Here is a 26,150-nt window from a genome sequence, read left to right as displayed (position 1 = left end):
ATAGAAAAATAAAAATATACTTGCCAGAAGGCTATGATCCTGATGCAGAAAAATACTCCCCTTTGGCTATTGATTTAGATGAAACCACCGGAAGACTGCCTAAAAAGAACAAAAAACTACTTTAGCAACTCAATTCTATCTTCTTTAATAACAATTAGTTTTTGTTTGTATAAATTCCCCACTGCTTTTTTAAAGGCTTTTTTACTCATTTTCATATGAAAACGTATAGAATCTGGACTGCTTTTATCTGTTAACAACAAAAAGCCGTCTCTACTATTTTTAAGTTTTTCTAAAACTTTTTCTACATCTGAATCTATTACATTTAAAAAACCTTGTGGCCTTAAAGAAACGTCTATTTTACCATCTTCCCTAATTTGTTTTATATAACCAGTAACCGCCATATTTTCCTCTAGTTCTTGAAAAACCTCGCTTCTAAAAAGTAAACCTTCGAACTCATCGTTAATTAACACACCATAACCCAAACTAGTTTCTGCTTCTATAACCAAATTTACTTGGTCTCCTTCCTTAAAATTATAATCATTTTCTTGAAAGTTATTTCCTTCTTCGTGTGTATCCATTATTTTATATATTTAAAATATTCTTTTAAAACTATATCATTTTTTGCACTTGGTGTAAAAATCTCTAGTATTTTCGGTTTTTCTGAAACTTCAAAAAAACCATTTAATTCTTTTGTAACTGTTTTTGTTGAAAAGGCTTTTTGATACTCAAACTCATAGGTTTTAGCCAAGTGCTCTGCAGTTAAACAATGTGGCGTTTCAAAATAATTTAAGGCATTTGTGGTTCCTGGACCTGGTATAATTTTAAAAATACCTCCACCAGAATTGTTTATTAAAACAATTCTAAAATTAGCAGGAATATTTTTATTCCACAAGGCATTAGAATCGTAGAAAAAACTTAAATCGCCCGTGATAAAAACAGTCTGTTTTTTATTAGTAAAAGCAGCTCCAATTGCTGTAGATGTACTTCCATCTATACCACTTGTACCTCTATTACAAAAAACATTAATACCATTTTTAATAGTAAATAATTGTGCATATCTAATAATGGCACTATTGCTAATTTGCAGTTGGGTGTTATCTGGTATTGTAGCTAAAACCTGTTCAAAAACTTTAAAATCTGAATGTTCTAAAGTTTCTAAATACAAAGCGTGCTTTGCTCTTCTTTGATCTCTTATTTGCAACCATTTGGGTTGATAATCGCTTTGTATGGGGCTGATATAAGTATTAAATTTTTTAAAAAAATCTACAGGTGTTGTTTGTATAAATTCCGACAAACAAAAAAATGTATTAGTCGCTTTTTTAGAATCAATATTCCAATGATGCTTGGGTGCAAAATCTCTAAGAAAACGTTTAATTCTTTTAGAAACAATCATACCACCAAAAGTAATAAGAATATCTGGCTGCAGTTCTTTAAAATCGGCATCATCTAAAGAAAAAATTAGCTGATCTATAGCATTTACAGCTTTATCATGATGCAAGTTAGAGGTGGTTTCTGTAAAGATTAATACAGAATCATCATCTGCATACAAATCTATTAATTGATGTAGTTTTTTATTTGGATAATTTACCCCAACAACAATCATTTTTCTTTTTGCCTTATTCCAAATTGTAGCTAATTCTTTATAATTGATATGAGAGTTATCTAAAGAACTCATAGAAATATGAGGGAAATGGAATTTCTTTAATTCAGTAGCTGTTTCATACAAAGGTTCATCAAAAGGAACATTAATGTGCACAGGGCCTAATTGTGCCACAGAAATCTGCAAAGCCTCCCCTATTAATTGTGCATTTCTAGCTTTAAATTTAGGGTTTTCTATCAAATTAGCAGAAAACAAAATATGATTTGTAAAAACATTTTCTTGCCTTATGGTTTGTCCATCGCCAATATCTATCAAATGTTTAGGTCTGTCTGCAGAAATAACCACTAAAGGAATATTGCTGTAAAAAGCTTCTGCAATAGCAGGATAATAATTTAGCAAAGCAGAACCAGAAGTACACAAAACAGCCACTGGCTTTTGTGTTTGCTGAGCAATACCTAATGCAAAAAAAGCAGCACAACGTTCGTCTACAACACTTAACGTTTTAATTTCTGGATGATTAGAAAAACCTATCGTTAAAGGTGCATTTCTAGATCCTGGAGAAACAACAATTGTATCAACATTAAATTGATAACAAGCTGCAATTACAATTTGTGCGAGTTCTTTTTTAGGATACATTTATCTGAGTTACAAAGTAGCAAAGTTACAAAGTCAAAAAGTTTTAAGGCATAAAAAAATCAGAAAGTAAAATATTTTCTACTTTCTGATTTTTATATACAAAACCAACTAGGTTTGTTAGTTTCCTTTTTTATAATCTTCTAAAAATTTAGCCAAACCAATATCTGTTAAAGGATGTTTTAACAAACCTTCAATAGCACTTAAAGGGCCTGTCATTACATCTGCACCTAATTTTGCACAATCTATAACATGCATTGTGTGACGCACAGAAGCCGCTAAAATTTCAGTTTCAAAACCATAATTATCATAAATAGTTCTAATTTCTGCAATTAGGTTTAAACCGTCTGTAGAAATATCATCTAAACGACCTATAAATGGCGAAACATAAGTTGCACCAGCCTTTGCTGCCAATAATGCTTGACCTGCAGAGAATACTAAAGTTACGTTGGTTTTAATTCCTTTAGAAGAAAAATATTTACATGCTTTTACACCATCTTTTATCATCGGTAATTTTACTACTATTTGCGGATTCAGAGCAGCCAAAGCCTCTCCTTCTTTTACCATACCTTCAAAATCTGTAGCAATTACTTCTGCAGAAACATGACCATCTACCAAATTGCAAATTTCTTTGTAATGGTTGATGATATTTTCTTGCCCAGTAACACCTTCTTTAGCCATTAAAGATGGGTTTGTAGTAACTCCGTCTAAAATACCTAAAGCTTGCGCTTCTTTAATTTGATCTAAATTTGCTGTGTCAATAAAAAATTTCATGTCTATATTTATTTTAATATTATTTTTTTGGCGTTTTAACAGGCTTTACGCACTCGCTTTTTGTTCATACTTCACAAAAGAGCTCAAACAGATGCTTCAATCCCTAACGCAAAGATAGTTACTTGCTTATAAACTTAGTAAATCAAAACAAAGTATTTTTAGAGTATATGTAAAAAAACTTTTTGTTATAATTTGTAATGATTCATCAATAACTTTTCGTACCATTTATCTGGTAAAATTCTTTTTAAAACAATAGAGAGTTTTTCTAAAAAACCACCTACTTTGTAATGAGTTTTAGGTTTTTTAGTATTTATTATTTTATAAACTTTTTCTGCCATTTTAATAGGATTCATACCACTATCTACATGTGCATCCATTAAGTCTAAATTGGTTTGATAATTCTTTTTGTAAGCAGATTTTTCAAAAACGGGTGTATGATATCTACCTGCAGCAATATTAGTAGCAAAATCACCAGGAGCAACGTTTACCACAGAAACCCCAAAACTTTTTACTTCGATTCTTATGGCTTCTGTTGCCAATTCTAAAGCCCCTTTAGAAGAAGAATATACACCTCTAAAAGGCAACCCCATATAACCAGCAATAGAGGTTACATTGATAATTAAACCTACTTTCTGTTTACGCATTTGTGGTAAAACAGTTTTCATTACATCTATAGCTCCAAAAAAATTGGTGTTAAAAGCATTGCGCATTTCCTCTGTAGGAGTATCTTCTATTGGCCCAGTAATGCCAACTCCTGCATTATTAATTAAAACATCTAATCTATTTTCTTTATCTAAAATAAAACCAACTGCTTTTTGTATGGTTTCAGGTTTTAAAACATCTAACTCAATTAAATTAAAAGAAAAGTCTTGTTTGCTTTTAGGTTTTCTAGAAGTTCCATACACTATGTATCCTTTTTCAGATAAAAAAGTAGCAATGGCTTTTCCTATACCTGAGGAAGCACCTGTAACTAAGACAACTTTAGACATAAATTATAAGTTCAAGGGTTGAAATTTAAAGTTCAAAGTTAAATTAAAAAAATGAAAGAAGTAATAAGAAAATTTAGGGTACAAAAAATGGCAAGCTACCTACATCACACTGCTACAACCTAATACCCTTGCTGTGTTCCCACCCTGGGGGATTCAAAGGGAGCTAGTTGTGTAGAACTTGCCATTGCAAATTTACAATCTTTTTTATCTTTAACAATTAAAAATTTATTAAATTTTTGTAACATTTTTAAGAGACTGACTACTAATTAATTGTTTTAATAGTTGATCTATACAATAAAAAAACAGCACTATCAAAACGAAATAATTATATTTGTACAACTAACTAAATTTAAAAAAATGGAAAATCAATCAAATAGTAAAAAAATTATTCTTAATAACGGATTGTATTTGGGAATTATAAGTGTAATTGTAGGTCTTGCTTTATGGGCATCTGGACAATATTTTGAATTACAATGGATAGGAAATAGTGTAGGAACATTAGCTACAATATTTTTTATTGTTTTTGGTATTAAAAGTTATAAAAACACTAATGGTGGTTTTATTTCTTGGGGACAAGGTTTAAAAATTGGTATGGGTATTGTAATGGTTAGTGCTGTAATTTCAGTTATTTACACCTTATTATTAACTAACGTAATAGATCCAGAGTTGCAAGCACAAGGCATGGCAATTCAAGAACAAGCTTGGATAGATCAAGGATTAACCTCTGATCAGATTGAATCTGCAAAAGAAATGACTGAAAAATTCCAAAGTCCAGCTATAATATCTGGTATCATCTTAATTGTTGCTGCTTTTATTGGGTTTGTAATTTCTGCAATAATTGCAGCAATTATGAAAAAATCTGAAGAAGAAACTTACTAAAGATCAAAATAACACTTTCTTTACTCAAAAAAATAGTAATTTTGGATATTGAATACTAAATTTTGAACTCTTATATATGGAAATTTCGGTAGTAATACCACTTCTTAACGAAGAAGAATCTTTACAAGAATTACACGATTGGATTGCAAATGTTATGCAGTCCAATCGTTATTTTTATGAAATTATTTTTATTGATGATGGTAGTACAGACACTTCTTGGAAGGTTATAGAAAAGCTATCTAAAAAAAACAACGCTGTAAAAGGGATTCGTTTTCAAAAAAACTACGGAAAATCACAAGCTTTAGATGCTGGTTTCGATTTGGCTTCTGGTGATGTGGTAATTACCATGGATGCAGACTTGCAAGACAATCCAGAGGAAATACCCGAATTATACAATCTTATTGTAAAAGAAAATTACGATTTAATTTCTGGCTGGAAAAAGAAACGTTATGATAATGTAATTACCAAAAACATTCCATCTAAACTATTTAATGCAGCTGCCAGAAGAACCTCTGGACTGAAATTACACGATTTTAATTGTGGTTTAAAAGCCTATAAAAACGAAGTTATTAAAACCGTAAAAGTTAGTGGAGAAATGCACAGGTACATTCCTGTTTTAGCAAAAAATGCTGGTTTTAATAAAATTAGTGAAAAAGTGGTACAACATCAGGCCAGAAAATATGGTGTAACCAAATTTGGTATAGATCGCTTTGTAAACGGTTTTTTAGATTTAATCACTATTTCATTTTTATCAAAATTTGGTAAAAGACCCATGCACTTTTTTGGTTTGTGGGGTACTTTAATGTTTTTATTCGGAACAACTTCTGCATCTTACATAGGGATTCTTAAACTATATAAAGTCTATAATGGCATTAAAACCATCTTGGTAACAGACAATCCTTGGTTTTTTATTGCACTAACTTCTATGATTTTAGGAACTTTATTATTTTTGGCCGGTTTTATTGGTGAACTTGTCATAAAATCAAACAACAACGAAAAACACTACGCAATAAAAGAAAAACTCAATTTCTAAAATGTATATTTGCATTATAAAACCATAATTTTATTCAACTAAAAAATGAGCGAAATTTTAGACAAAGCAAAACACTGGTTAACAGCTACTTTTGACAGTGAAACTCAAAAAGAAGTACAAGATTTACTAAATTCTAACCCAAAAGATTTAGAAGACAGCTTCTATAAAGACATGGAATTTGGTACAGGTGGTATGCGTGGAACTATGGGTGCAGGAACCAACAGAATTAATAAATACACTTTGGGAAGAGCTACACAAGGCTTGTCTAATTATATTATAGAAAACGTTACAAAAGATCAAAAAAGTGTTGTAATTGCTTATGATTGCAGACACAACAGTAAAAAGTTTGCCAAAATTGTTGCAGATGTTTTATCTGCCAATCAGATTAAAGTATATGTATTTGAAAATTTAAGACCAACACCAGAATTATCTTTTGCTGTTCGTCATTTAAATTGCGATGCTGGTATTGTATTAACAGCCTCCCATAATCCACCAGAATATAATGGTTATAAAGTATATTGGGCTGATGGAGGACAAATTGTTCCTCCACATGATAATGGTATTATAAACAAAGTAAATGAATTGGATTTTTCTGAAATCAACTTTAATGCAAACGAAGATTTAATAGAAGAAATAGGTAAAAATGTAGATGATGCATTTATTGAAGCTTCCGTAAAAAATGGCTCTTTAGCAGAAAATATTGATAGAAAAAACCTAAAAATAGTATTTACTTCTTTACATGGTACATCAATCGTATCTATACCAGATGCTTTGGCTAAAGCTGGTTATACAGACGTGCATATTGTAGAAGAGCAAAAAACTCCAGATGGAGACTTTCCTACGGTAAAATCTCCAAATCCAGAAGAACCAGAAGCATTACAAATGGCAACCAATTTAGCGAATAAAATTGGGGCAGATATTGTAATTGGTACAGATCCAGATTGTGATAGATTAGGTGTTGCTGTTAGAGATTTAGATGGAAACATGAAATTGATGAATGGAAACCAGACCATGGTTGTAATGACTGAATTTCTTTTGAAAAAATGGAAACAAGAAGGCAAAATTAATGGAAAACAATTTATAGGTTCTACAATTGTTTCTACAGAATTGGTAAACAATGTTGCCGCTAATTATGGTGTAGACACCAAAATTGGTTTAACTGGGTTTAAGTGGATTGCTAAAATGGTTCGCGATTTTCCTGAACTAGATTTTATTGGTGGTGGTGAAGAAAGTTTTGGGTATATGGTTGGCGATTTTGTAAGAGATAAAGATGCCGTTACTGCCACTCTTTTAGCTTGTGAAGTTGCCGCATATGCAAAGCAAAATGGGAGCTCTTTTTACAAAGAATTATTAAAAATTTACACAAAAAACGCTTTTTATAAAGAACACTTAATCTCAATTACTAAAAAAGGAATGGATGGTGCTGCTAAAATTCAGAAAATGATGAGTGATATGCGTGTAAATCCACTAAAAAATATTGATGGGGAAAAAGTAAAAACACTTTCTGATTATCAAGAATCTGTAGAATATAATTTAATTTCTGGTGAGAATAAGAATATAGATTTACCAAAGTCTAATGTTTTAATTTATCAAACAGAAAATGGCACAAGGGTAGCTGCAAGACCAAGTGGTACAGAGCCTAAAATAAAATTTTACTTTAGTGTTAATACATCGTTAGAAAGTATAGAAAATGCTAGAAAAACGGAGGCTGAATTGGATGCTAAAATACAACGCATTATTAAAGAAATGAACTTGAATTAATGGGGTATTTTAAAGACATTTTAAAATACGAGAAAAAGTATCGGAAATTTACAATACTAAATATTGCATTTAATATTCTTTATGCCATTTTTAATGTACTTTCTGTTTTAGCTTTTATACCTGTTTTAGGTATTTTATTTGAAACTGATAAAAAAGTAGTTGTAAAACCTGTTTATGAAAATTTACTAGGTTTAGGTGCCTATTTAAAAGATAGTTTTTACTATTATATTTCAGAAAAAATAGCAAGTGAAGGTAATATTAAAACACTCGTTTTTATATGTTTACTTGCAATATCGTTATTCTTTTTAAAAAATTTATTTAGATATTTAGCTTCATACGTAATTACATTTTTAAGAACCGGTGTTGTAAAAGATTTAAGAGATAATCTCTATCATAAAATAGTTGAATTACCTATTTCTTATTTTTCTGAAAAAAGAAAAGGAGACATTATTGCACGTATGACTTCTGATGTACAAGAAGTAGAAAATTCTATATTAACCTCTATAGAAACCATAGTTAGAGAACCACTAACTGTAATAATTGCAATTTCAATTATGCTGTTTATGAGTGTAAAACTAACCTTATTTGTTTTTATTTTACTACCTGTATCTGGTTTTATCATATCATCGATAAGTAAAAAGTTAAAAGCAAAATCTATAAAAGCCCAAAAAGAAACGGGTACTTTTTTATCTTTTATTGAAGAAACTTTAACAGGCTTAAGAATTATAAAGGGGTTCAATGCAGAAAATGTAATTGAGAAAAAATTTAACAATTCTACTTTAAGTTTTAAACAATTAATGACCAGTGTTTTTCATAGACAAACCTTAGCTTCTCCTATGAGTGAGTTTTTAGGCGCTGCAACCATTATTGCTATTCTTTGGTATGGAGGAACAGAAGTTTTATCGAACACAAGTAGTTTACAACCTGATGAATTTATGGGGTACATTGTGCTATTTTACACCGTTTTAAACCCTATTAAATTAATTACTACTACATTTTACAACATTCAAAAAGGTGAGGCATCTGCAGAAAGAATTATGAGTGTTTTAAATACCGAAAACGATATTAAAGACTTACCCAATGCTATTGATAAAGAAGGTTTTAATAATCAAATAGAATTTAAAAATATTTCATTTAAATATAAAAAAGAATATGTTTTAAAAGATTTTTCTTTAACTATAAATAAAGGAGAAACTGTGGCTTTGGTTGGACAATCTGGAAGTGGAAAATCTACATTAGCCAATTTAATTACCCGTTTCTATGATGTAAATAAAGGCGAAGTTTTGATTGATGGCCAAAACATTAAAAAAATTACTAAAAAATCTTTACGAGGTTTAATGGGAATTGTTTCTCAAGATTCTATTTTATTTAATGATACTGTTGAAAACAACATTAAATTAGGGAGTCAGAATGCGCATTATAATGCGATTAAAGAAGCTTCTGAAATTGCCAATGCAGCAGAATTTATAGAAAATTTACCAGAAAAATATTTAACTAATATAGGTGATAGTGGAAATACACTTTCAGGAGGACAAAAACAACGTTTGTCTATTGCAAGAGCTGTGTTAAAAAATCCACCAATTATGGTTTTAGATGAAGCTACTTCTGCTCTAGACACAGAGTCTGAACAATTGGTGCAAGTTGCTTTAGAAAAAATGATGCAAAACAGAACATCTTTAGTAATTGCGCATCGATTATCTACCATACAAAAAGCAGATAAAATTGTAGTTTTAAAGAAAGGAAAAATAGTTGAGCAAGGTAAACATGAAGATTTATTGGCTAATAAAGGAGAATATTATAAATTGGTTACGATGCAAAGTTTGAGTTAAAATACTCATTTTTTCACCACATAAACACTTTAGTTTTCATGAATTTTGATGTTGTTATTCCTTTAAAAACAAGTTTATTGTCAATAGCAATTACTCGAACAATACCATCAATTATATCTAATATTTCTTACGATAAGATATATATTCTAACTAAAAAATCTAACTTCAAAGAGTTAGAAAGCACATTTAAAGGTAAGATAACTTGTTTAGATGAAGATGAAATTTGTAAACACTTAACTTTAGATAATATTAAAGAGTACTTTAAAAATAGAAATGAAAATCCTGAAAGGGCAGGTTGGTATTTTCAACAGTTTTTAAAATTAAGCGTTTCTAAATTACACTTTATAAGTAATTTATATTTAGTTTGGGATGCAGATGCTGTTGCTTTAAATCCTATCAACTTTTTTACACAAAATAATAAAATATATTTTGAAAAAAACAAGGAATTTCATGAGCCATATTTTGAAATTATTGAAAAAATTTTAGACTTAAAAAAACAAGTAAGTTTTTCTTTTATTGCAGAACATTTAGTTTTTAATAAAAAGTTAGTTATAACTATTTTAAATAAAATATCTAAAAAAGAAACTTGGTGGTTAGATATTTTAGACAATATTACTTCAGAAAATTTAAGTAAAAGTGGTTTTAGCGAATATGAATTATATGGTAATTATGTTTCAAAATTTCATAAAAATGAAATAGAATTTAGACACTTAAATAAAACTAGAAAAGGTATAAAATATCTTGGTGAAAAACCTAGCATTAGAGGTCTAAAGTTATTTTCTAGTGCTTTTGATTATATGTCTTTTGAGCGATGGCACAAGAAATATAAGCCTTTACCATTAAGATATATGATTGTATTTTTTGTAATTTTATTTGGTTGGGTAAAAAAATATGTAAAATTGATGATTTCATCATTCTATAGTATAATTTAGCTTGTTATAAACCTAATTCCTTTCCTTTATCAAGCATAAAATCAAATGAAGCTTTATGTTCATTTGGTATTTCACCATCTAAAATTGCGTTTTTTATAGCTTCTTTTATTTGGCCAATTTCTCTACAGGGTTTTAAATTAAAAGCTTTCATAATTTCTTCACCAGAAATTGGCGGCTGAAAATTACGCACTCTATCTCGTTCTTCTACTTCTTTAATCTTCTCACGAACTAACTCAAAATTTTTATGATAGCGATTGAATTTCTTTGGATTTTTAGTGGTAATATCAGCCTCACACAATGTCATCAAATCATTGATATCATCACCTGCATCAAAAACCAAACGTCTTACGGCAGAATCTGTAACATCACTTGCCAGCACAATGGGTCTTGAACTTAACAATACCATTTTTTGAACAAATTTCATTTTATTATTCAATGGCATTTTTAATCTTTTAAATAATTTGTAAACCATTTTAGCACCCACAAATTCGTGTGCATGAAACGTCCACCCTACTTTTTTATTAAATTTCTTTGTGGGGGCTTTACCAATATCATGTAATAAAGCTGCCCAACGTAACCATACATTACTGGTGTTTTTTGCAATATTATCTACCACCTCTAAAGTATGATAAAAATTATCTTTGTGTTTTTGACCTTCTACCTCTTCTACTCCTTTTAAGTCGGTTAATTCTGGTAAAAATCGTGGTAAAAGCGTTGTTTTTTCTAATAATAAAAATCCTATCGAGGGTTTTGGGGCAGAGAGAATTTTATTCAATTCGTCTATAATTCTTTCTCTTGTAATTATTTTTAGCCTCTCTGCATTTTTTGTAATTGAAGACAATGAATTTTCTTCAATAGAAAAGTTTAATTGCGTAGCAAAGCGTATTGCGCGTATCATTCTTAAAGGGTCATCAGAATAGGTAATATCAGGATTTAGAGGCGTTCTAATAACCCCTTTTTCTAAATCTTGAATCCCATTAAAAGGGTCCAACAATTCTCCAAAATTATCTTCGTTTAAACTTAATGCCAACGCATTGATTGTAAAATCTCTTCTGTTTTGATCGTCTTCTAAAGTACCTTCGGTAACTTTTGGATTTCTACTTTCTTCTGTATAAGATTCTTTTCTTGCTCCAACAAACTCAATTTCTATATCTTTAAAACGCAACATGGCAGTACCATAAGTTTTAAAAACTTGAACTTTGGGTTTATTTGGTAATAATTGAGAAACTTTTAAAGCTAAATCAATACCACTTCCAATAGCAACCACATCAATATCTTTTGCATTGCCTCTGTTTAGAAAAAAATCGCGAACAAAACCACCAATTGCATAGCTTTCTATAGCTAATTGTTTGGATGCTTTTGATATTATTGAGAAAATTTCTAAGGAAATAGCTTCTTTATGATTCATTATTTATAGTCGAAAAATTGAATACTATTATTTATTTTGATGCAAATCTACCATTTAATAAACTCCTGTCAAAATTGGTTATCTTATTTGTTTAACTATTTATGATTGATTTTTCACCAACATAAATGGAGTCTTTTCAAACATTATATTTTGATTTTTAAAGTCTAAAATAGTTTACACAACAATTCTAAAAATAGTATTTTTGCAACATATTTAAAACTTATGTTTCAGAAAATTCCCAACTATATCAAATACATTTTTACCAATGTTTTTGTGCTTTTTATTTTTGTGGTTCTTTTTAGGTTTCTATTTTATTTCTTCTTTTTAGATATTAACAATAATGCAAATTTAGAATTAAAAAAAGCCTTTTTTCTAGGTATCAGATTCGATTTAAAATTAGCGATACTTACATTTTTTCCATTAGCAACCCTTGTACTAATTACAAATTATCGTTTTTTTAAAAGAACGGTTTATAAAAAAATAGCCAACATTTATCTCTTACTTTCTTATCTAATTTTAACGCTTTTCTACTTATTCGATTTTGGATATTATGAGTATTTAGGAATTCGTTTAGATGCATCCTCTTTACGTTTTTTAAGTAATTTAAAAATATCTACTCAGGTTTTAGTTGAGAGCTACCCTGTTTACAAAGGCTTAATAGGTTTGTTTATTTTTGGTTTTATCATATTTAAGTTTGCAAAATTTATTTATCAATTATTCAATAAAATAGAGGAAAAAATTACAAAAAAAATAAAAGCAATTTATTTCATTGTTACATTTTTACTATTATCCTTTGGGGTTTATAACAGTTTTACACATTATCCTTTAAGGTGGAGTGAAGCCTTTTTCTCTAAAAATAATACGATCAATCAATTTGGTTTAAATCCTGTTTTATATTTCTTTGACAGTTTTGCTTTTAGAAGCGAAGGTGTAAATATGGAAGCGTTTAAAACCTTTTATCCCGTAATTGCCAAACAATTAGATTTACCTTTAGATACTATTAATTTTGAAAAAAAAGTAACTTTTGATAATCCATACAAACAAAAACCAAATGTTGTTTATGTAATGTTAGAATCTACAGGAACAGCCCCTATGAGTTATTATGGAAACCCTTTAAATAGTACTCCTAAAATGGACTCTATTATTAAAAAAAGTTTGAGTTTTTCAAAATTTTACGTGCACAAACCAGGAACTGCAGGTAGTGTTTTTGCGAGTATTACTGGATTACCAGATATTGAAGATGTAAAAACGGCCTCTAGAAACCCTTTAATTATAGACCAGCGTATTATTTTTGATCAGTATAAAGGATATGAAAAGTTATATTTTTTAGGCGGTTCTGCTAATTGGGCAAATATTAGAGGTGTTTTTCAATCGAATATTAAAGATTTAAAAATTTATGAAGAGGGTAGTTTTGAAGAAGAAAATAGAGCTGATGTTTGGGGAATTGATGATTACGATTTGTTTAAAGAGTCTGATAAAGTACTAAAAAAATTACATGAAAAAGGAAAACCTTTTATTGCTTACATTCAAACAGCTACCAACCACATGCCTTTTACAGTTCCTAATAAAAAAGAAAGCTTTACTCCTATTTTTGATGATGAAATTGATCAAGAAACACTATTAAAAGGTGGTTTTAGATCTTTGGGGCAATTAAACGGAATACGTTATTTAGACTTTAATATTGCTCGTTTTTTAGAAAGAACCAAAGAAGCTGGTTATTATGAGAATACTATTTTTGTATTTTTTGGAGATCATAGTATCAATTTAAAAGACTATAAAGGCAGTATAAATAATGAAGTTAATTTAGGAATACAATTAAATCATGTACCCTTCTTTATTAATGCACCAAAATTTATTACACCTCAAGTTATTGATAAATATGCTAAATTGATAGATGTATTTCCAACTGCTACAAGTATTGCTAAAGTTGATTATACAAATTATACTTTAGGTAGAAACTTACTAGATAGCACAAGTACAAAAAACGTTTCCTTTATTTGTACTCAAAATAAAGGGGAGAAAGCTGTAGGTCTATTGAAAGATAATTTTTATTTTGAGAAAACAAACATCTCTAAAAAAACAGTCTTGTATAATTTAAATAAAAACTCAATTGTTGATATTAAGTTAGAGAAACCAATGATTTCTCAACAAATGGATAGCCTTTTATCTGCTTATTATCATTCAACTAAATTTTTATACCTTAACAACAAGAAAAAATAAATATTGATGTTATTAAAAATTAATTTTTTCTATTAAAAGATATATGATAAATGTTAGAATTCTTGGTGGTTTAGGAAATCAAATGTTTCAATATGCATATGCAAAATCTTTACAACAAAAAGGATTTGATGTACAATTAGATATATCTAGCTTTAAAAGCTATAAATTACACGGGGGCTATCAACTAGAAAAGTTTAATATAGATTTAAAATATGTAAATAACACAAAACTATTTTTTAAAAAAATAAACATTTTTAATACTATAAAAGAAAAAAACTTACTTTTTAATAAAACCTATATAGATTTAAAAGGAAGTGAATATGTAAAGGGATATTTTCAAACAGAAAACTATTTTTTAGACATTAGAAATACCATACTAGAACAATTTAGTATAAAAACTACATTATCTAAAACAACTAAAAATTATAAAACTGCAATCGAAAGTTATAAAATTAGCTGTTCAATACATATAAGAAGGGGAGATTATATTACTGATGAAAACTCTAATAAAATTCATGGAACTTGCAGTTTAAACTATTACAAAGAAGCAGTAAATATTATTACTAACAAATATAAAAATGTTGCTTTTTTTGTTTTTTCAGATGATATTTCTTGGACAAAAAAAAATCTTAAATTAGAAAACACTACGTATGTAGAACACAAAACAATACCGCACGAAGACATGTACTTAATGAGTTTGTGTAGCCATAATATTACAGCAAACAGCAGTTTTTCTTGGTGGGGAGCTTGGCTAAACAGACATAAAAACAAAACCATTATAGCTCCAAAAAAATGGTTTGTTCATAAACAAAATGAAGTTGCATGTAAAAGTTGGATAAAAATATGAGTTCATTTAAAGTATATTACATAAACTTAGACAAAAGTGTTCAACGTAGAGATTTTATGGAAAATCAATTTAAAAAAATGAATATTCCAATTACAAGAGTTTCTGCTATTTATGGGAAAGAACTTGATAAAGAGTTTCTAAAAAAAGAAAAAAAAAAACATAACATTTTAGCTCATTTTCCATATCCAAATGATGGAGAAATAGGAATTTGCTTAACCCATTTTAAATTATGGAAATTCCTATCTAAACAATCTGAAGATTTTTCTATTGTTTTAGAGGATGACGCTTTAATTCATGAAGATTTTTTTAAAGATTTAGAACAACTTTTATCTCAAATAACAACCAATGCTTTTTTAGATATTTCTGGTAAAAAAGGGTTTATTCCTTTAAAAAAAGATGAATTAATCACAAAGTTTTTAATGCCTCCTGTACTAATGATTGGTCAGATTATAGGTAAAGATGCAACAGCAAAACTTTCTAAAAATTTAAGTGATTACTATGCTCCTATAGATGTAATGAAACAAGATGTTTACAAGCATAAAGTGCCATTGTATACTACAAATAAGCAATATGTAAAAAGTATTGACAAACAAATGGGAGGCAGTACAATTCAACAAAATAATATGATTGTTTGGAAAAAAGCAATCCGAGAAATTATGCGTCCTTTTTGGCAACTAATTGCATTATTAACTTATAAATTACAAAGATGTATTCGAAACTATATCTTCTATAAAAATCAATAATTATTAATTGATTCCTCTTTTTAACAACCAGAGTTTAATATATCTAGAATACACACCATAAGCTTGAGCTCTTGCAAAAATATAACCCGGAAAACCATCAAGAAATCCTAACCTAATAAAGTAGTGAATACAAAACCTTGCAGCTGGTTTTATAACAATATGGAATAAATAATTAATTCTTTTTCTTTTTTCAAAATATTGTTTTGCTCTTAATGCTCCATAATGATTCATTTTAGAAATATAGTGATCAAAGTTCTTATATGAAAAATGTTCAATTCTATTTTTAAAAAAACCTAATTTGCCATTAGAAACAATAGTTTCATGAACAACACCTTCATAAACACAATGTTCTTTTAGAAAAAGTCGAACCACTTTATCACTTTGGCAACCACCAAACTTTATGTGTTTTCCTGCAAAATAAAAAGATCTATGTACATAAAAACCAACAAATCCTTTGGGGTTTTTAACGGCAGCTAAAATTTCTTTTTCAACTTTTGGTGTAACCCTTTCATCTGCATCTAAAATATAAATCCAGCTATGTTTAGCTTGCGAAATTGCAAAGTTTTTTTGAGAAGAAAAATCATCAAACTTTCGCTTGATGATTTTTACATTATGTTGGGCTGCTATTGCTAGCGTTTTATCTGTACTAAAAGAATCTATCACAATAATTTCATCAGCAAAACTTACAGATTTTATTGCATCAGCAATGTTAATTTCTTCATTTAAAGTGGGTATAATTGCCGATATTTTTGTCATAGATTATTAGATCTTAAACAGCTACGTCATATTCACGTAAGGCATCGTTTAAAGATGTTTTTTTGTTGGTACTTTCTTTTCTTTTTCCAATAATTAATGCACAAGGTACATTGTATTCGCCAGCAGCAAATTTTTTGGTATAACTACCAGGAATCACAACAGACCTTGCAGGTACTCTACCTTTCATCTCCACAGGTTCATCACCAGTAACGTCTATAATTTTGGTACTCATAGTTAACACTACATTAGCCCCTAAAACAGCTTCTTTTTCTACTCTAACACCTTCTACTACAATACATCTAGAACCTATAAAAGCGCCATCTTCAATTATTACAGGCGCTGCTTGTAACGGTTCTAAAACACCACCAATACCCACACCTCCAGATAAATGTACATTTTTACCAATTTGCGCACAAGAACCTACTGTTGCCCAAGTATCTACCATAGTTCCTTCGTCTACATAAGCACCAATATTTACATAACTTGGCATTAAAATAGTACCTTCAGAAATATAAGCACCATGTCTTGCTACAGCATTTGGCACTACTCTTATACCTCTTTCTTTATAGTTTCTTTTTAAAGGAATTTTATCATGATATTCAAAAATACCAGCTTCTAAAGTTTCCATTTTCTGAATTGGAAAATACAACACTACTGCTTTTTTCACCCACTCATTTACTTGCCAACCATCAGTTGTTGGTTCTGCAACTCTTAATTCGCCTTTATCTAATAAATCAACTACATTTCTAATGGTATCTATCGTTTTTTGCTCTTTTAATAAGTCTCGATTTTCCCAAGCTGATTCTATAATTTTTCTTATTGCTTCCATTGTAAATATTTAATTATTGCAAATATAAAAGTATCTGTAAAAATTAAAAGCGAAGATACATTTTTTAAACAGATATTTCCGCTTTGTTTAAAAAACGTATTTTTGTCAAAAAAATTATTTATGTCTAGAATTTTAGCTATCGATTTTGGTAAAAAAAGAACAGGAATTGCAATTACTGATGAACTGCAAATTATAGCTTCTGGTTTAACTACCGTTGATACAGCTAAATTACTAGCTTTTTTAAAAGACTATATTTCTAAAGAAAAGGTTGAATTATTTTTGGTAGGCTTGCCAAAACAAATGAATAATACAGATAGCGAAAGTGAAATTTTAATTACTCCTTTTTTAGAGAAATTGACACAACAAATACCCAATATACCTGTAAAAAGAATAGATGAACGTTTTACCTCTAAAATGGCATTTCAGACTATGATAGACAGTGGAATGAAAAAAAAACAACGTAGAAATAAAGCTATGGTTGATGAAATAAGTGCTACCATTATTTTACAATCCTATTTATATAGCATGTAAATGTATTATTATTGAAAAGTTGAACTACTTTTAATGATTAAATAAACAAAATTGACAATTCAAAATTCGTAATTAATTATTCTAAGTTGTACTTTTGCGATCGTTAAAAAATAAAAAAATGATTTTACCTATTGTTGCTTACGGAGATCCTGTTTTAAGAAAAGTTGCTGTAGATATCGACGAAAGTTATCCTGATTTACAAAAACTAATTACCAATATGAGAGAAACCATGTACAATGCTTCTGGTGTTGGTTTAGCAGCTCCTCAAATTGGTAAATCGATCCGTCTTTTTTTAATTGATGCTTCTCCTTTTGCAGAGGATAAGGATTTATCTAATGAAGATAGAGAAACTTTAAAAACATTTAATAAGGTGTTTATTAATGCTAAAATTTTAGAAGAAGAAGGTGATGAATGGGCTTTTAATGAAGGTTGTTTAAGCATCCCAGATGTTAGAGAAGATGTTTTTCGTCAACCCAAAATAACTATAGCGTATTTTGATGAAAAATTTGAAAAGCATACAGAAACTCTAGAAGGTTTAGCGGCAAGAGTTTTTCAACATGAATATGATCATATAGAAGGTATTTTATTTACAGATAAATTATCTTCTTTAAAGAAAAGAATTATAAAAAAGAAATTAGAAAATATTTCTAAAGGGAAAATTAGAATTGATTATAGAATGCGTTTCCCGAATTTAAAAAAAGGTTAATGGTCTTTTAAGAGACAAAAAAAATAAAATATGGAGTTTAGTAAAATTATTTCAGTTACTGGTAAACCAGGTTTATTTCAAGTAATTTCTCAATCTAAAAATGCAATTATTGTTGCATCTTTAACGGACAATAAAAGAATGGCAATTAATGCTACACAAAACGTTAGTTTATTAGAAAACATTGCTATTTATACATATGAAGAAGACATACCTTTATTAAATGTTTTTAAAGCAATGTACTCTAAAACTGAAGGTAAAGAAGCAATATCTCACAAAGAAAGTGGTAAAAAACTAGAAGCCTTTTTTGCAGAAGCTATTCCAAATTATGATGACGAAAGAGTATACACTTCTAACATAAAAAAAGTAATACAGTGGTTTAACTTATTGGTGAAATTTGGAATGGATTTTTCTAAAATTGAAGAAACTTCTGAAGAAACAACTGAAGAGGCATAGATGCTGTTGCCAGTTAGCAAAAATATTTTATTTTCAAAATAAGCTTGAAAAGCAGTTGAGAAATCTAAAAAATTGAAGCTTCAAAAACTTTTAAATTCTAAAATGAATAGCAGAAAAGAACAATTAGAAGCGTTTAACAGATTGTTAGATATTATGGATGATCTCAGGGAAAAATGTCCTTGGGATAAAAAACAAACAATACAAAGTTTGCGCCATTTAACAATAGAAGAAACCTACGAATTAGCAGATGCCATTCTAGATAACGACTTACCAGAAATAAAAAAAGAATTAGGAGACGTTTTACTGCACATTGTTTTTTATGCAAAAATTGGTAGCGAAAAAAAAGCTTTTGACATTGCAGATGTAGCTAATTCTATTTCTGATAAGTTAATAGACAGGCATCCCCATATTTACGGAGATGTACAAGTAGAAAATGAGGCAGATGTTAAAAGAAATTGGGAAAACTTAAAACTAAAAGAAGGAAAAACTTCTGTTTTAGAAGGGGTTCCAAAAAGTTTACCTGCTGTTGTTAAAGCCAGTAGAATTCAAGAAAAAGTTGCTGGTGTTGGTTTTGATTGGGAAAAACCAGCACAAGTTTGGAAAAAAGTACAAGAAGAATTAGCCGAATTAAACGAAGAAATAAAAGCTGGTCATACAGAAAATACTGAAAAAGAATTTGGAGATGTGCTTTTTTCTATGATAAATTACGCACGCTTTATTGATGTAAATCCAGAAAATGCTTTAGAAAAAACCAATAAAAAATTTATAAAAAGGTTTCAGTATCTAGAAAAAGCTGCTAAAAAACAAAACAAACAACTTTCTGATATGTCCTTAACAGAAATGGATGTTTTTTGGGAAGAATCTAAACAGTTTTTTAAATAAAAACTACTCTATTGCTTTTTTAAAATTTATAATTAGTTTCTGTATTTTTTTATTGTTTAATACAACTGGAAACAACTCGTTTAAAATATGATGATAGCTATAATCTATCTTTAACCCGTTAATAAGGTGGTTTTTAGCATATTTTTCTTTATTTAAAACAAAAAACAAACCTGCCAACCTGTATTCTATTTCTGCAAAATTTGCATATGATTTTCTAGCTTCTATAAGATACTTTAAAGCATCATTAAATTCACCTAAAAACGTTAAAACATCAATTAAACCTATATAAACTTCTATAGATTTCTCATCTAATTTTAAGCAATTATAAAATCCGTTTACGGCTTCTTCAAAAAAGTTTAGTTTTAAGTTGATATTGGCATAGTATTTCCAATACAAAGCATTATCATCATCTATTTTTAGAGCTTTAGCAATATAATATGCCGCTTTTTCGTAATTTTCTAAATGGTAATATAAATTCGTTAAACGAACCCAAGCTTTATCCAGCAATGGATCTTCATGAACAGCCTTTTTATAATAAGAAATTGCATAATCTGTTTGCTCTAATTTTTCATAGCACTCTCCTACTCTTGTGTACGCAAAGGCAGTTGGGTCATCTAATTCTAGGGTTACCATATAATTATCTATTGCTTCTTGGTAATTACCTAATGCTTCTAAAGTTTTTGCTTTTTCTAAGTAGCCACCAATAAAAGACTCGTCTATTAAGACAGCATAATCAAAAGCATTTAAAGCCTCTTTATACATTTCTAAAATAAAATACTGTCTTCCTAATTGATGCCATGCAACCTCACAATAAGGATTTTTATCTATATAAGTATTTAAATATTTTGCAGCATCTTCATGCTGTTGTTCCATGTCAAAACAATACACAATATTATACAATGCAGAATAATCTTCAAAATTAACCTCTATACAATTGGCAAAATTGAAACGTGCCCTTTCAAAATCGTCTAAGTATAAATATTCCATGCCTATTAAAGACCAAACATCTACTTTATCGTCTGTTAAAGATAATGCCTTTTTTAAATGATCAATAGCTTCTTTATGCTTCCCTTTTTTAGAACTTATGGTTGCTTTTTGTATAAAAACCTCATCATTAGTAGGAGCAATTTTTTCTATTTTCTTTAATAAATTAGATGCTTTATCAACTTCATTATCAGTAATATAAAGCTCCACCATTAACAATTTAAGGTCTACAGAAGCTGGGTGTTGTTCTAAGCCTAATTTAATCGCTTTTTTTGCTAAAGATACTTTACCAGCATCTAAATAATGAATTATAATTTCCTCAAACTCAACCAAATCGAAAAAATAAACGTTATTCGTTTTAAGCATCGATTCAAATTTTAATAGAGACATAGCTATGTGATTTGAATTATTACATTAAAAATACTATAAGTCTAGCTGTACATTTAAAAACCTGGTTTTTGTTTTCAACAATTTAATTAACAACACAAGTATGGTATTTAGTAGGGAATAATTTTGTGCATAGATATTTTTACGTTAATTTTGATTTTCAATAACTATCAACCTAAATTGATAGCATTCTTATGAGCAAAAAAACCTTACTTAACTCAAAAGATATTGAAATTATACTTCATAGATTGGCTTGCCAGTTAATAGAAAACCATGATGATTTTTCAAATACTGTTTTAATTGGTTTACAACCAAGAGGTACTTATTTAGCAAATAGATTAGCAGATTTACTAAAAACATCCTACAAAATTAAAAACCTAGAATTAGGACTTTTAGACATTACTTTTTATAGAGACGATTTTAGAAGAAAAGAAAAACCGTTAGCTGCAGAAACCAATCAAATGAACTTTTTAATTGAAGGTAAAAAAGTAGTAATTATAGACGATGTTTTATTTTCTGGAAGAAGTATTAGAGCTGCTCTAACAGCACTTCAATCATACGGAAGACCAGAACATATAGAGTTATTGGTGTTAATAGACAGACGTTTTAGCAGACATTTACCAATACAACCTAACTATAGAGGCAGACAAGTAGATGCAATTAACGAAGAAAGAGTTTTGGTAAGTTGGAAAGAAACACATAAAAAAGATGCTGTTTTTATAGAGCCTAAATAGCATCAACATAAAATGATAAAAAATCATAAAATAACCGCTAACTTAAAAATCATATTGTGTCAGAATTAAGCGTAGAACATTTACTAGGTATAAAGTATTTAAAACCATCTGACATAGATGTTATTTTTAAAACTGCAGATCATTTTAAAGAGGTAATCAATAGACCTATAAAAAAAGTACCCTCTTTAAGAGACATTACCATTGCCAATTTATTTTTCGAAAATAGTACACGTACCAAGTTAAGTTTCGAGTTGGCAGAAAAAAGACTTTCTGCAGATGTTATTAATTTTTCTGCAGGACAATCTTCTGTCAAAAAAGGAGAAACCCTCATAGATACTGTAAACAATATTTTATCTATGAAAGTAGATATTGTAGTAATGAGACATGGAAATGTTGGTGCAGGTGTATTTTTATCTAAACATGTAAACGCAAAAATTATAAATGCTGGTGATGGTACTCATGAACACCCAACACAAGCTTTATTAGACTCTTATTCTATTAGAGAAAAACTAGGCTCTGTAAAAGGAAAAAAAATTGTTATTATTGGCGATATTCTTCATTCTAGAGTAGCTTTATCTAACATTTTTGCCTTACAATTACAAGGTGCTCAAGTAAAAGTTTGCGGACCAACAACATTAATACCTAAACACATTGCAAGTTTAGGGGTAACTGTAGAAACCAACCTAAAAAAAGCTTTAGAATGGTGTGATGTTGCGAATGTACTACGTGTACAACACGAACGTATGGATATTAAATATTTTCCATCAACAAGAGAGTATACACAGCTTTTTGGTATCAATCAAGAAATTTTAGACAACCTTGGCAAAAAAATTGTAATAATGCATCCAGGCCCCATTAACAGAGGGGTAGAAATTACAAGCGATGTTGCAGACTCTAACGATTCTATAATATTGAATCAAGTAGAAAATGGAGTTGCAGTAAGAATGGCAGTAATTTATTTACTCGCACAGCAAATAAAAAGATAAAATGAATATTGATAAAAAAGCAAATTATACCCTTATAAATTCTGATGAAAAAGACTTTACTGTTTTTTTTAAAGTGTTTTCTGAAAAGATAAATGATTTAGAAAACGAACATCTCGTAATTTACTTTTCTGAGAATATTAACACGGGTAACAAAGATTTTTTATTATTTTTGGATATAGCCGAACAAATAAAGGAAAATGGCATATCATTTGTAATAGTATGTTCGTACTTAAACTCAGATGATTTTTCTGAATCTATAAATATTGTACCTACTTTGCTAGAAGCAGAAGATATTTTAGAGATGGAAGCCATAGAAAGAGAATTGGGTTTTTAAAATAGTTTTGATATGATAAAAAAAATACTTTTTATTTTTATTTTAAGCATTTCATTCGTGGGGCTTTCTCAACAAAAAAACATTAACACATTATCTGCTGCCCCAAATCCTTTTACAAACTCTACAAAAATTACATTTAATAGTATAAACACTTCTGATATTTACTTTACTGTAAAAAATATTTTGGGTAAAACCGTTTATAAAAAAACAATAAAAGCTAAAATTGGTGAAAATTCTCTTAATTTTTACAAAAACAATTTAGCTACAGGTATGTATATATATAGTATTCAAAATAAAAAGAAAGTTATTTCTAAACGTTTTGTTATTAAATGATAAAATTAACCATACTTGGTTGCCACTCTGCAACACCGCGTGTAAACGCTTTTCCAACTTCACAATACTTAGAAATCAACAATCGTCATTTTTTAATAGATTGTGGCGAAGGTACACAGCGTCAAATGCGTAAGTATAAGGTAGGTTTTTCTAAAATAAACCATATTTTTATCACCCATTTACATGGAGATCATTTTTATGGTTTGGTGGGTTTACTATCTACCTATGGTATTTTAAGTAGAGAAAAAGACCTACATATTTTTGGCCCAAAAGGGATAAAAAATGCAACTTTACAAATGCTTAAAATCTCTGAATCTCATGCTAAATACAATATGATTTTTCATGAATTATCTTCTAAAGAAAGTGAACAGATCTACGAAGACGATAAAGTTTTAGTAAAAACAATACCGTTAACACATAGAATTTACACAAATGGCTATTTGTTTATAGAGAAAGAAAAACCACGTAAATTAAATATGCTAAACATTAGTGGTTATCCAGAAATTGATAAAGCAGATTATTTAAACATAAAAGCTGGTAAAGATGTCATTTTACCTTCTGGAGAAGTTGTAAAAAACAAAGAAATTACCATAGCGCCCCAAAAACCTTTAAGTTTTGCTTTTTGTAGTGATACTGCTTATAAACCAGATATTGTACCTATTATTAAAGAGGTAGATTTATTATATCATGAAGCTACATTTTTAAATGATAGAGAAGATTTGGCAAAAAAAACAAAACACTCTACAAGCATTGAGGCTGCAAAAATTGCTAAAAATGCTAATGTGGGTCAGTTAATTGTTGGGCATTATTCTGGTAGATATACAGATATTAGTGCGTTTAAGAAAGAAGCTAGTACTGTATTTAAAAATGTGTCTTTAGCAACTCCAGGCGCTGTATTTACTGCAGCACATTAATATTGATTGGTTGACAAAAGCACCAAAGTACAAGCTATTTCACTTTTTATTCCATTCTCTTTTAGTAATTTTATAAAATCAAAGTTTTCTGTACCTGGATTAAAAATTACTCTTTTTGGTTGTAAACCAATAATGTACTTATAATATTCCTCTTGCCTCTCTGGTTTTAAGTACAAAGTAACTGTATGTATATTATTATAATTTATATTTTCTTTATCAATAGAAACGCCCGCAACAGTTCCTTTTCTTAAACCAATTGCAACCACTTCTATATTTTTATTTGTAAGTGAATTAATGGCTTTGTTAGAATATCTTTCTGTTTTTAAAGAAGCACCAATAACGAGTGTTTTTTTAGACATTATGTTAAGTTTTAGTTAAGATAGTTAAAATGATGAAACATTTTTAAAAATAATACGTCTATAAATTAATTACTTTGTCTTCATTAAAGGTAATTTATTTGAATTAAAACAAAATCTGAAGTTTTGTAGCTTCAGGTTTTTTATTTTTTATCTGTATTACCAATAGCTGCCTTTAAGGCAATAGCTATATTTACAATACAAAAAAATGCAATAAAAAGTGAGTTAAACCAACTACTAGAAAACACAATAAACTTTACAAAAATGTTGAAAATAAATACTAACAAAAACAAGTTTGATAAAAATAAAAGTACCTTATATTTTTTTGGCATTAGAAAAGTAATTTATTAAAATATACAAACGCTAAATTACAAAAATTAACCTCTTCTTCGCATTCTATTATTTCTCATTTCAGCCATTTTTTTTCGAATGGTTTTAGAATATTTTTCTTTGGTAATTTCTGTACCTCTATCTGGAGCCTCTATTTGCACAGCTTCTCCTTTACTTATAGTTACTTCGGTGCATAAAAGAGTGGTGTTATTTACGTTAACTTCTAAAATTAATCCTGGTAAACCCCAAAACTCTCCAGGGCCATGTGCCAAGGGAATTTGTGATGTATACCAAGCTTCTACCACAACCATATTTTCTTTTTTATCTGAATCGGTATTTTCTTCATTTCTTAAATCGCTCCAAGAAAAATTATACCAATTTAGTTCTATATTAGGTATAAATGCTTTTGCTTTGTAACATGTATACGCTCCAATTTGTTTAGTTTCTGTGCCTAAAACCCAATCTATTTTATATAGATTATCTTTTACTAAAAAACGTTTGCCATAAAACTCTTGGCTTTGTATCAATTGGGTAGTTTTAATATTTTTATACTGTTTACCCCTAGAAAAATAAGCTCCCCAAGAATCTGTCGCACCAGAAATAGCATCAATTTTTGTGTCTTCTTTAAAAGAGGCTTCCTGTTTGTTAAAAGTTAATATGTACTTTTTTTCGAGTCTATTTTTTAATCTTGCAGCAACTTGCTTTTTTTGTGCTTCACTTAGTCTTGCTCCCCAATTGCCTAATTCCATTTTAGATTTAGATACATAAATGGCTTTTCCATTAAAATTCTGTGCAGTTACAGATGAATTTGAAATTAAAAATAATATCAATGTAAATACTAAAATTTTAAAGCTAGCTGATTTCATGATTTGAATTTTTGTTTAACAAACTTAAATAAATAATAAACGAAAATTTATCAATTACTAAATATTAACAATAATTTATGTTTCAATTGTATTTAAAAATAATATATAAAAAAATCATTGT

Annotated in this window: 27 protein-coding genes and 1 other RNA gene; 17 read left to right on the top strand and 11 right to left on the bottom strand. The window is 28.9% G+C overall.

What is annotated here, in order from left to right; translation table 11 throughout:
* Positions 1 to 116: 116 nt before the first annotated feature.
* The 5 genes from Q0662_RS06365 to ffs all read right to left on the bottom strand — a co-directional run bounded on the left by Q0662_RS06365 (position 117) and on the right by ffs (position 4,180).
* Complete coding sequence (locus tag Q0662_RS06365) at positions 117 to 578, bottom strand: DNA-binding protein (RefSeq protein ID WP_298948130.1); 462 nt, start codon at positions 576 to 578, stop codon at positions 117 to 119.
* Complete coding sequence (gene menD, locus Q0662_RS06360) at positions 578 to 2,236, bottom strand: 2-succinyl-5-enolpyruvyl-6-hydroxy-3-cyclohexene-1-carboxylic-acid synthase (protein ID WP_298948129.1); 1,659 nt, start codon at positions 2,234 to 2,236, stop codon at positions 578 to 580. Before menD ends, Q0662_RS06365 begins: the two co-directional genes overlap by 1 nt.
* A gap of 117 nt (positions 2,237 to 2,353) precedes the next feature.
* Positions 2,354 to 3,007: a fructose-6-phosphate aldolase gene (gene fsa, locus Q0662_RS06355; RefSeq protein WP_298948128.1), complete on the bottom strand. Its 654-nt coding sequence runs from the start codon at positions 3,005 to 3,007 to the stop codon at positions 2,354 to 2,356.
* 185 nt (positions 3,008 to 3,192) lie between these two features.
* Complete coding sequence (locus Q0662_RS06350) at positions 3,193 to 3,996, bottom strand: SDR family oxidoreductase (protein WP_298948127.1); 804 nt, start codon at positions 3,994 to 3,996, stop codon at positions 3,193 to 3,195.
* 85 nt (positions 3,997 to 4,081) lie between these two features.
* Positions 4,082 to 4,180, bottom strand: an RNA gene (gene ffs, locus Q0662_RS06345) — signal recognition particle sRNA small type.
* A 173-nt stretch (positions 4,181 to 4,353) separates the two neighbouring features.
* Here ffs and Q0662_RS06340 point away from each other — a divergent pair.
* From Q0662_RS06340 to Q0662_RS06320, 5 genes are all read left to right on the top strand, one after another.
* Positions 4,354 to 4,875, top strand: coding sequence for a DUF4199 domain-containing protein (locus Q0662_RS06340; RefSeq protein WP_298948126.1), 522 nt, complete (start codon positions 4,354 to 4,356; stop codon positions 4,873 to 4,875).
* 76 nt (positions 4,876 to 4,951) lie between these two features.
* On the top strand, positions 4,952 to 5,908 hold the full coding sequence (locus tag Q0662_RS06335; RefSeq protein WP_298948125.1) for a glycosyltransferase family 2 protein: 957 nt from the start codon (positions 4,952 to 4,954) through the stop codon (positions 5,906 to 5,908).
* Between the two features lie 45 nt (positions 5,909 to 5,953).
* Positions 5,954 to 7,669, top strand: coding sequence for a phospho-sugar mutase (locus tag Q0662_RS06330; protein ID WP_298948124.1), 1,716 nt, complete (start codon positions 5,954 to 5,956; stop codon positions 7,667 to 7,669).
* A complete protein-coding gene (locus tag Q0662_RS06325; protein WP_298948123.1) occupies positions 7,669 to 9,498 on the top strand; it encodes an ABC transporter ATP-binding protein in 1,830 nt (609 codons plus the stop codon). Before Q0662_RS06330 ends, Q0662_RS06325 begins: the two co-directional genes overlap by 1 nt.
* Before the next feature lie 38 nt (positions 9,499 to 9,536).
* Positions 9,537 to 10,430 carry a DUF6492 family protein gene (locus Q0662_RS06320; protein ID WP_298948122.1) on the top strand — a complete coding sequence of 298 codons (894 nt, stop codon included), beginning with the start codon at positions 9,537 to 9,539 and terminating at the stop codon, positions 10,428 to 10,430.
* A 4-nt stretch (positions 10,431 to 10,434) separates the two neighbouring features.
* On the opposite strand, the gene Q0662_RS06315 is transcribed toward Q0662_RS06320, so the two are convergent.
* Positions 10,435 to 11,838: an HD domain-containing protein gene (locus Q0662_RS06315; RefSeq protein WP_298948121.1), complete on the bottom strand. Its 1,404-nt coding sequence runs from the start codon at positions 11,836 to 11,838 to the stop codon at positions 10,435 to 10,437.
* A gap of 222 nt (positions 11,839 to 12,060) precedes the next feature.
* Between Q0662_RS06315 and Q0662_RS06310 the strand changes: the two genes are divergently transcribed.
* The 3 genes from Q0662_RS06310 to Q0662_RS06300 are packed head-to-tail and all read left to right on the top strand — an operon-like array spanning position 12,061 to position 15,648.
* Positions 12,061 to 14,058: an LTA synthase family protein gene (locus tag Q0662_RS06310; protein WP_298948120.1), complete on the top strand. Its 1,998-nt coding sequence runs from the start codon at positions 12,061 to 12,063 to the stop codon at positions 14,056 to 14,058.
* Positions 14,059 to 14,101: 43 nt separating this feature from the next.
* Entirely contained in the window at positions 14,102 to 14,905 is an 804-nt protein-coding gene (locus Q0662_RS06305) for an alpha-1,2-fucosyltransferase (protein WP_298948119.1), read from the top strand.
* Positions 14,902 to 15,648, top strand: a complete 747-nt coding sequence (locus tag Q0662_RS06300; RefSeq protein ID WP_298948118.1) for a glycosyltransferase family 25 protein — start codon at positions 14,902 to 14,904, stop codon at positions 15,646 to 15,648. The genes Q0662_RS06305 and Q0662_RS06300 overlap by 4 nt, the downstream gene beginning before the upstream one ends.
* A gap of 3 nt (positions 15,649 to 15,651) precedes the next feature.
* Here Q0662_RS06300 and Q0662_RS06295 read toward each other — a convergent pair whose 3' ends face one another.
* Both Q0662_RS06295 and Q0662_RS06290 read right to left on the bottom strand, forming a co-directional pair.
* Positions 15,652 to 16,404 carry a glycosyltransferase family 2 protein gene (locus Q0662_RS06295; protein WP_298948117.1) on the bottom strand — a complete coding sequence of 251 codons (753 nt, stop codon included), beginning with the start codon at positions 16,402 to 16,404 and terminating at the stop codon, positions 15,652 to 15,654.
* Between the two features lie 13 nt (positions 16,405 to 16,417).
* On the bottom strand, positions 16,418 to 17,233 hold the full coding sequence (locus Q0662_RS06290; protein WP_298948116.1) for a 2,3,4,5-tetrahydropyridine-2,6-dicarboxylate N-succinyltransferase: 816 nt from the start codon (positions 17,231 to 17,233) through the stop codon (positions 16,418 to 16,420).
* A 120-nt stretch (positions 17,234 to 17,353) separates the two neighbouring features.
* Between Q0662_RS06290 and ruvX the strand changes: the two genes are divergently transcribed.
* The 4 genes from ruvX to mazG all read left to right on the top strand — a co-directional run bounded on the left by ruvX (position 17,354) and on the right by mazG (position 19,805).
* A complete protein-coding gene (ruvX, locus tag Q0662_RS06285) occupies positions 17,354 to 17,764 on the top strand; it encodes a Holliday junction resolvase RuvX (RefSeq protein ID WP_298948115.1) in 411 nt (136 codons plus the stop codon).
* Between the two features lie 118 nt (positions 17,765 to 17,882).
* Positions 17,883 to 18,470 (top strand): peptide deformylase, encoded by a 588-nt coding sequence (gene def / locus Q0662_RS06280; protein ID WP_298948114.1) that lies wholly within the window; start codon positions 17,883 to 17,885, stop codon positions 18,468 to 18,470.
* A 30-nt stretch (positions 18,471 to 18,500) separates the two neighbouring features.
* Positions 18,501 to 18,923 carry a DUF5606 domain-containing protein gene (locus Q0662_RS06275; protein WP_298948113.1) on the top strand — a complete coding sequence of 141 codons (423 nt, stop codon included), beginning with the start codon at positions 18,501 to 18,503 and terminating at the stop codon, positions 18,921 to 18,923.
* A 102-nt stretch (positions 18,924 to 19,025) separates the two neighbouring features.
* A complete protein-coding gene (gene mazG / locus Q0662_RS06270) occupies positions 19,026 to 19,805 on the top strand; it encodes a nucleoside triphosphate pyrophosphohydrolase (protein WP_298948112.1) in 780 nt (259 codons plus the stop codon).
* Positions 19,806 to 19,808: 3 nt separating this feature from the next.
* Here the strand turns inward: mazG and Q0662_RS06265 are convergent, their stop codons facing one another.
* Complete coding sequence (locus tag Q0662_RS06265; protein WP_298948111.1) at positions 19,809 to 21,179, bottom strand: tetratricopeptide repeat protein; 1,371 nt, start codon at positions 21,177 to 21,179, stop codon at positions 19,809 to 19,811.
* Positions 21,180 to 21,370: 191 nt separating this feature from the next.
* On the opposite strand from Q0662_RS06265, the gene pyrR reads away from it, so the two are divergent.
* Genes pyrR through Q0662_RS06240 form a run of 5 tightly spaced genes read left to right on the top strand, consistent with a single transcriptional unit; the run spans position 21,371 to position 24,477 of the window.
* Positions 21,371 to 21,910, top strand: a complete 540-nt coding sequence (gene pyrR / locus Q0662_RS06260; protein ID WP_298948110.1) for a bifunctional pyr operon transcriptional regulator/uracil phosphoribosyltransferase PyrR — start codon at positions 21,371 to 21,373, stop codon at positions 21,908 to 21,910.
* A 56-nt stretch (positions 21,911 to 21,966) separates the two neighbouring features.
* The gene (locus tag Q0662_RS06255) at positions 21,967 to 22,896 is read left to right on the top strand and encodes an aspartate carbamoyltransferase catalytic subunit (protein WP_298948109.1); all 930 of its coding nucleotides are present in this window, start codon (positions 21,967 to 21,969) and stop codon (positions 22,894 to 22,896) included.
* Position 22,897: 1 nt separating this feature from the next.
* Complete coding sequence (locus Q0662_RS06250; RefSeq protein ID WP_298948107.1) at positions 22,898 to 23,230, top strand: hypothetical protein; 333 nt, start codon at positions 22,898 to 22,900, stop codon at positions 23,228 to 23,230.
* Between the two features lie 12 nt (positions 23,231 to 23,242).
* Positions 23,243 to 23,563 (top strand): T9SS type A sorting domain-containing protein, encoded by a 321-nt coding sequence (locus Q0662_RS06245; RefSeq protein ID WP_298948105.1) that lies wholly within the window; start codon positions 23,243 to 23,245, stop codon positions 23,561 to 23,563.
* Entirely contained in the window at positions 23,560 to 24,477 is a 918-nt protein-coding gene (locus Q0662_RS06240) for a ribonuclease Z (protein WP_298948104.1), read from the top strand. The genes Q0662_RS06245 and Q0662_RS06240 overlap by 4 nt, the downstream gene beginning before the upstream one ends.
* Here the strand turns inward: Q0662_RS06240 and Q0662_RS06235 are convergent.
* A complete protein-coding gene (locus tag Q0662_RS06235; protein WP_298948103.1) occupies positions 24,474 to 24,836 on the bottom strand; it encodes a CoA-binding protein in 363 nt (120 codons plus the stop codon). The two genes, Q0662_RS06240 and Q0662_RS06235, sit on opposite strands and share 4 nt — an antisense overlap.
* Before the next feature lie 374 nt (positions 24,837 to 25,210).
* On the bottom strand, positions 25,211 to 26,029 hold the full coding sequence (locus Q0662_RS06230) for a GLPGLI family protein (protein WP_298948102.1): 819 nt from the start codon (positions 26,027 to 26,029) through the stop codon (positions 25,211 to 25,213).
* Between the last annotated feature and the right edge of the window lie 121 nt (positions 26,030 to 26,150).

Source organism: uncultured Polaribacter sp. (genome assembly GCF_947503855.1).
In the GTDB taxonomy this organism is placed as follows: Bacteria; Bacteroidota; Bacteroidia; order Flavobacteriales; family Flavobacteriaceae; genus Polaribacter.
The sequence above is the reverse complement of the archived record's forward strand: the minus strand, read 5'-3'. Positions and strand labels throughout refer to the sequence as shown.

Bases quoted from the DNA above. Each gene is read 5' to 3' on its own strand.
- Q0662_RS06365 (WP_298948130.1), bottom strand. From the start codon at position 578: ATGGATACACACGAAGAAGGAAATAACTTTCAAGAAAATGATTATAAT.
- menD (WP_298948129.1), bottom strand. From the start codon at position 2,236: ATGTATCCTAAAAAAGAACTCGCACAAATTGTAATTGCAGCTTGTTAT.
- fsa (WP_298948128.1), bottom strand. From the start codon at position 3,007: ATGAAATTTTTTATTGACACAGCAAATTTAGATCAAATTAAAGAAGCG.
- Q0662_RS06350 (WP_298948127.1), bottom strand. From the start codon at position 3,996: ATGTCTAAAGTTGTCTTAGTTACAGGTGCTTCCTCAGGTATAGGAAAA.
- Q0662_RS06340 (WP_298948126.1), top strand. From the start codon at position 4,354: ATGGAAAATCAATCAAATAGTAAAAAAATTATTCTTAATAACGGATTG.
- Q0662_RS06335 (WP_298948125.1), top strand. From the start codon at position 4,952: ATGGAAATTTCGGTAGTAATACCACTTCTTAACGAAGAAGAATCTTTA.
- Q0662_RS06330 (WP_298948124.1), top strand. From the start codon at position 5,954: ATGAGCGAAATTTTAGACAAAGCAAAACACTGGTTAACAGCTACTTTT.
- Q0662_RS06325 (WP_298948123.1), top strand. From the start codon at position 7,669: ATGGGGTATTTTAAAGACATTTTAAAATACGAGAAAAAGTATCGGAAA.
- Q0662_RS06320 (WP_298948122.1), top strand. From the start codon at position 9,537: ATGAATTTTGATGTTGTTATTCCTTTAAAAACAAGTTTATTGTCAATA.
- Q0662_RS06315 (WP_298948121.1), bottom strand. From the start codon at position 11,838: ATGAATCATAAAGAAGCTATTTCCTTAGAAATTTTCTCAATAATATCA.
- Q0662_RS06310 (WP_298948120.1), top strand. From the start codon at position 12,061: ATGTTTCAGAAAATTCCCAACTATATCAAATACATTTTTACCAATGTT.
- Q0662_RS06305 (WP_298948119.1), top strand. From the start codon at position 14,102: ATGATAAATGTTAGAATTCTTGGTGGTTTAGGAAATCAAATGTTTCAA.
- Q0662_RS06300 (WP_298948118.1), top strand. From the start codon at position 14,902: ATGAGTTCATTTAAAGTATATTACATAAACTTAGACAAAAGTGTTCAA.
- Q0662_RS06295 (WP_298948117.1), bottom strand. From the start codon at position 16,404: ATGACAAAAATATCGGCAATTATACCCACTTTAAATGAAGAAATTAAC.
- Q0662_RS06290 (WP_298948116.1), bottom strand. From the start codon at position 17,233: ATGGAAGCAATAAGAAAAATTATAGAATCAGCTTGGGAAAATCGAGAC.
- ruvX (WP_298948115.1), top strand. From the start codon at position 17,354: ATGTCTAGAATTTTAGCTATCGATTTTGGTAAAAAAAGAACAGGAATT.
- def (WP_298948114.1), top strand. From the start codon at position 17,883: ATGATTTTACCTATTGTTGCTTACGGAGATCCTGTTTTAAGAAAAGTT.
- Q0662_RS06275 (WP_298948113.1), top strand. From the start codon at position 18,501: ATGGAGTTTAGTAAAATTATTTCAGTTACTGGTAAACCAGGTTTATTT.
- mazG (WP_298948112.1), top strand. From the start codon at position 19,026: ATGAATAGCAGAAAAGAACAATTAGAAGCGTTTAACAGATTGTTAGAT.
- Q0662_RS06265 (WP_298948111.1), bottom strand. From the start codon at position 21,179: ATGTCTCTATTAAAATTTGAATCGATGCTTAAAACGAATAACGTTTAT.
- pyrR (WP_298948110.1), top strand. From the start codon at position 21,371: ATGAGCAAAAAAACCTTACTTAACTCAAAAGATATTGAAATTATACTT.
- Q0662_RS06250 (WP_298948107.1), top strand. From the start codon at position 22,898: ATGAATATTGATAAAAAAGCAAATTATACCCTTATAAATTCTGATGAA.
- Q0662_RS06245 (WP_298948105.1), top strand. From the start codon at position 23,243: ATGATAAAAAAAATACTTTTTATTTTTATTTTAAGCATTTCATTCGTG.
- Q0662_RS06240 (WP_298948104.1), top strand. From the start codon at position 23,560: ATGATAAAATTAACCATACTTGGTTGCCACTCTGCAACACCGCGTGTA.
- Q0662_RS06235 (WP_298948103.1), bottom strand. From the start codon at position 24,836: ATGTCTAAAAAAACACTCGTTATTGGTGCTTCTTTAAAAACAGAAAGA.
- Q0662_RS06230 (WP_298948102.1), bottom strand. From the start codon at position 26,029: ATGAAATCAGCTAGCTTTAAAATTTTAGTATTTACATTGATATTATTT.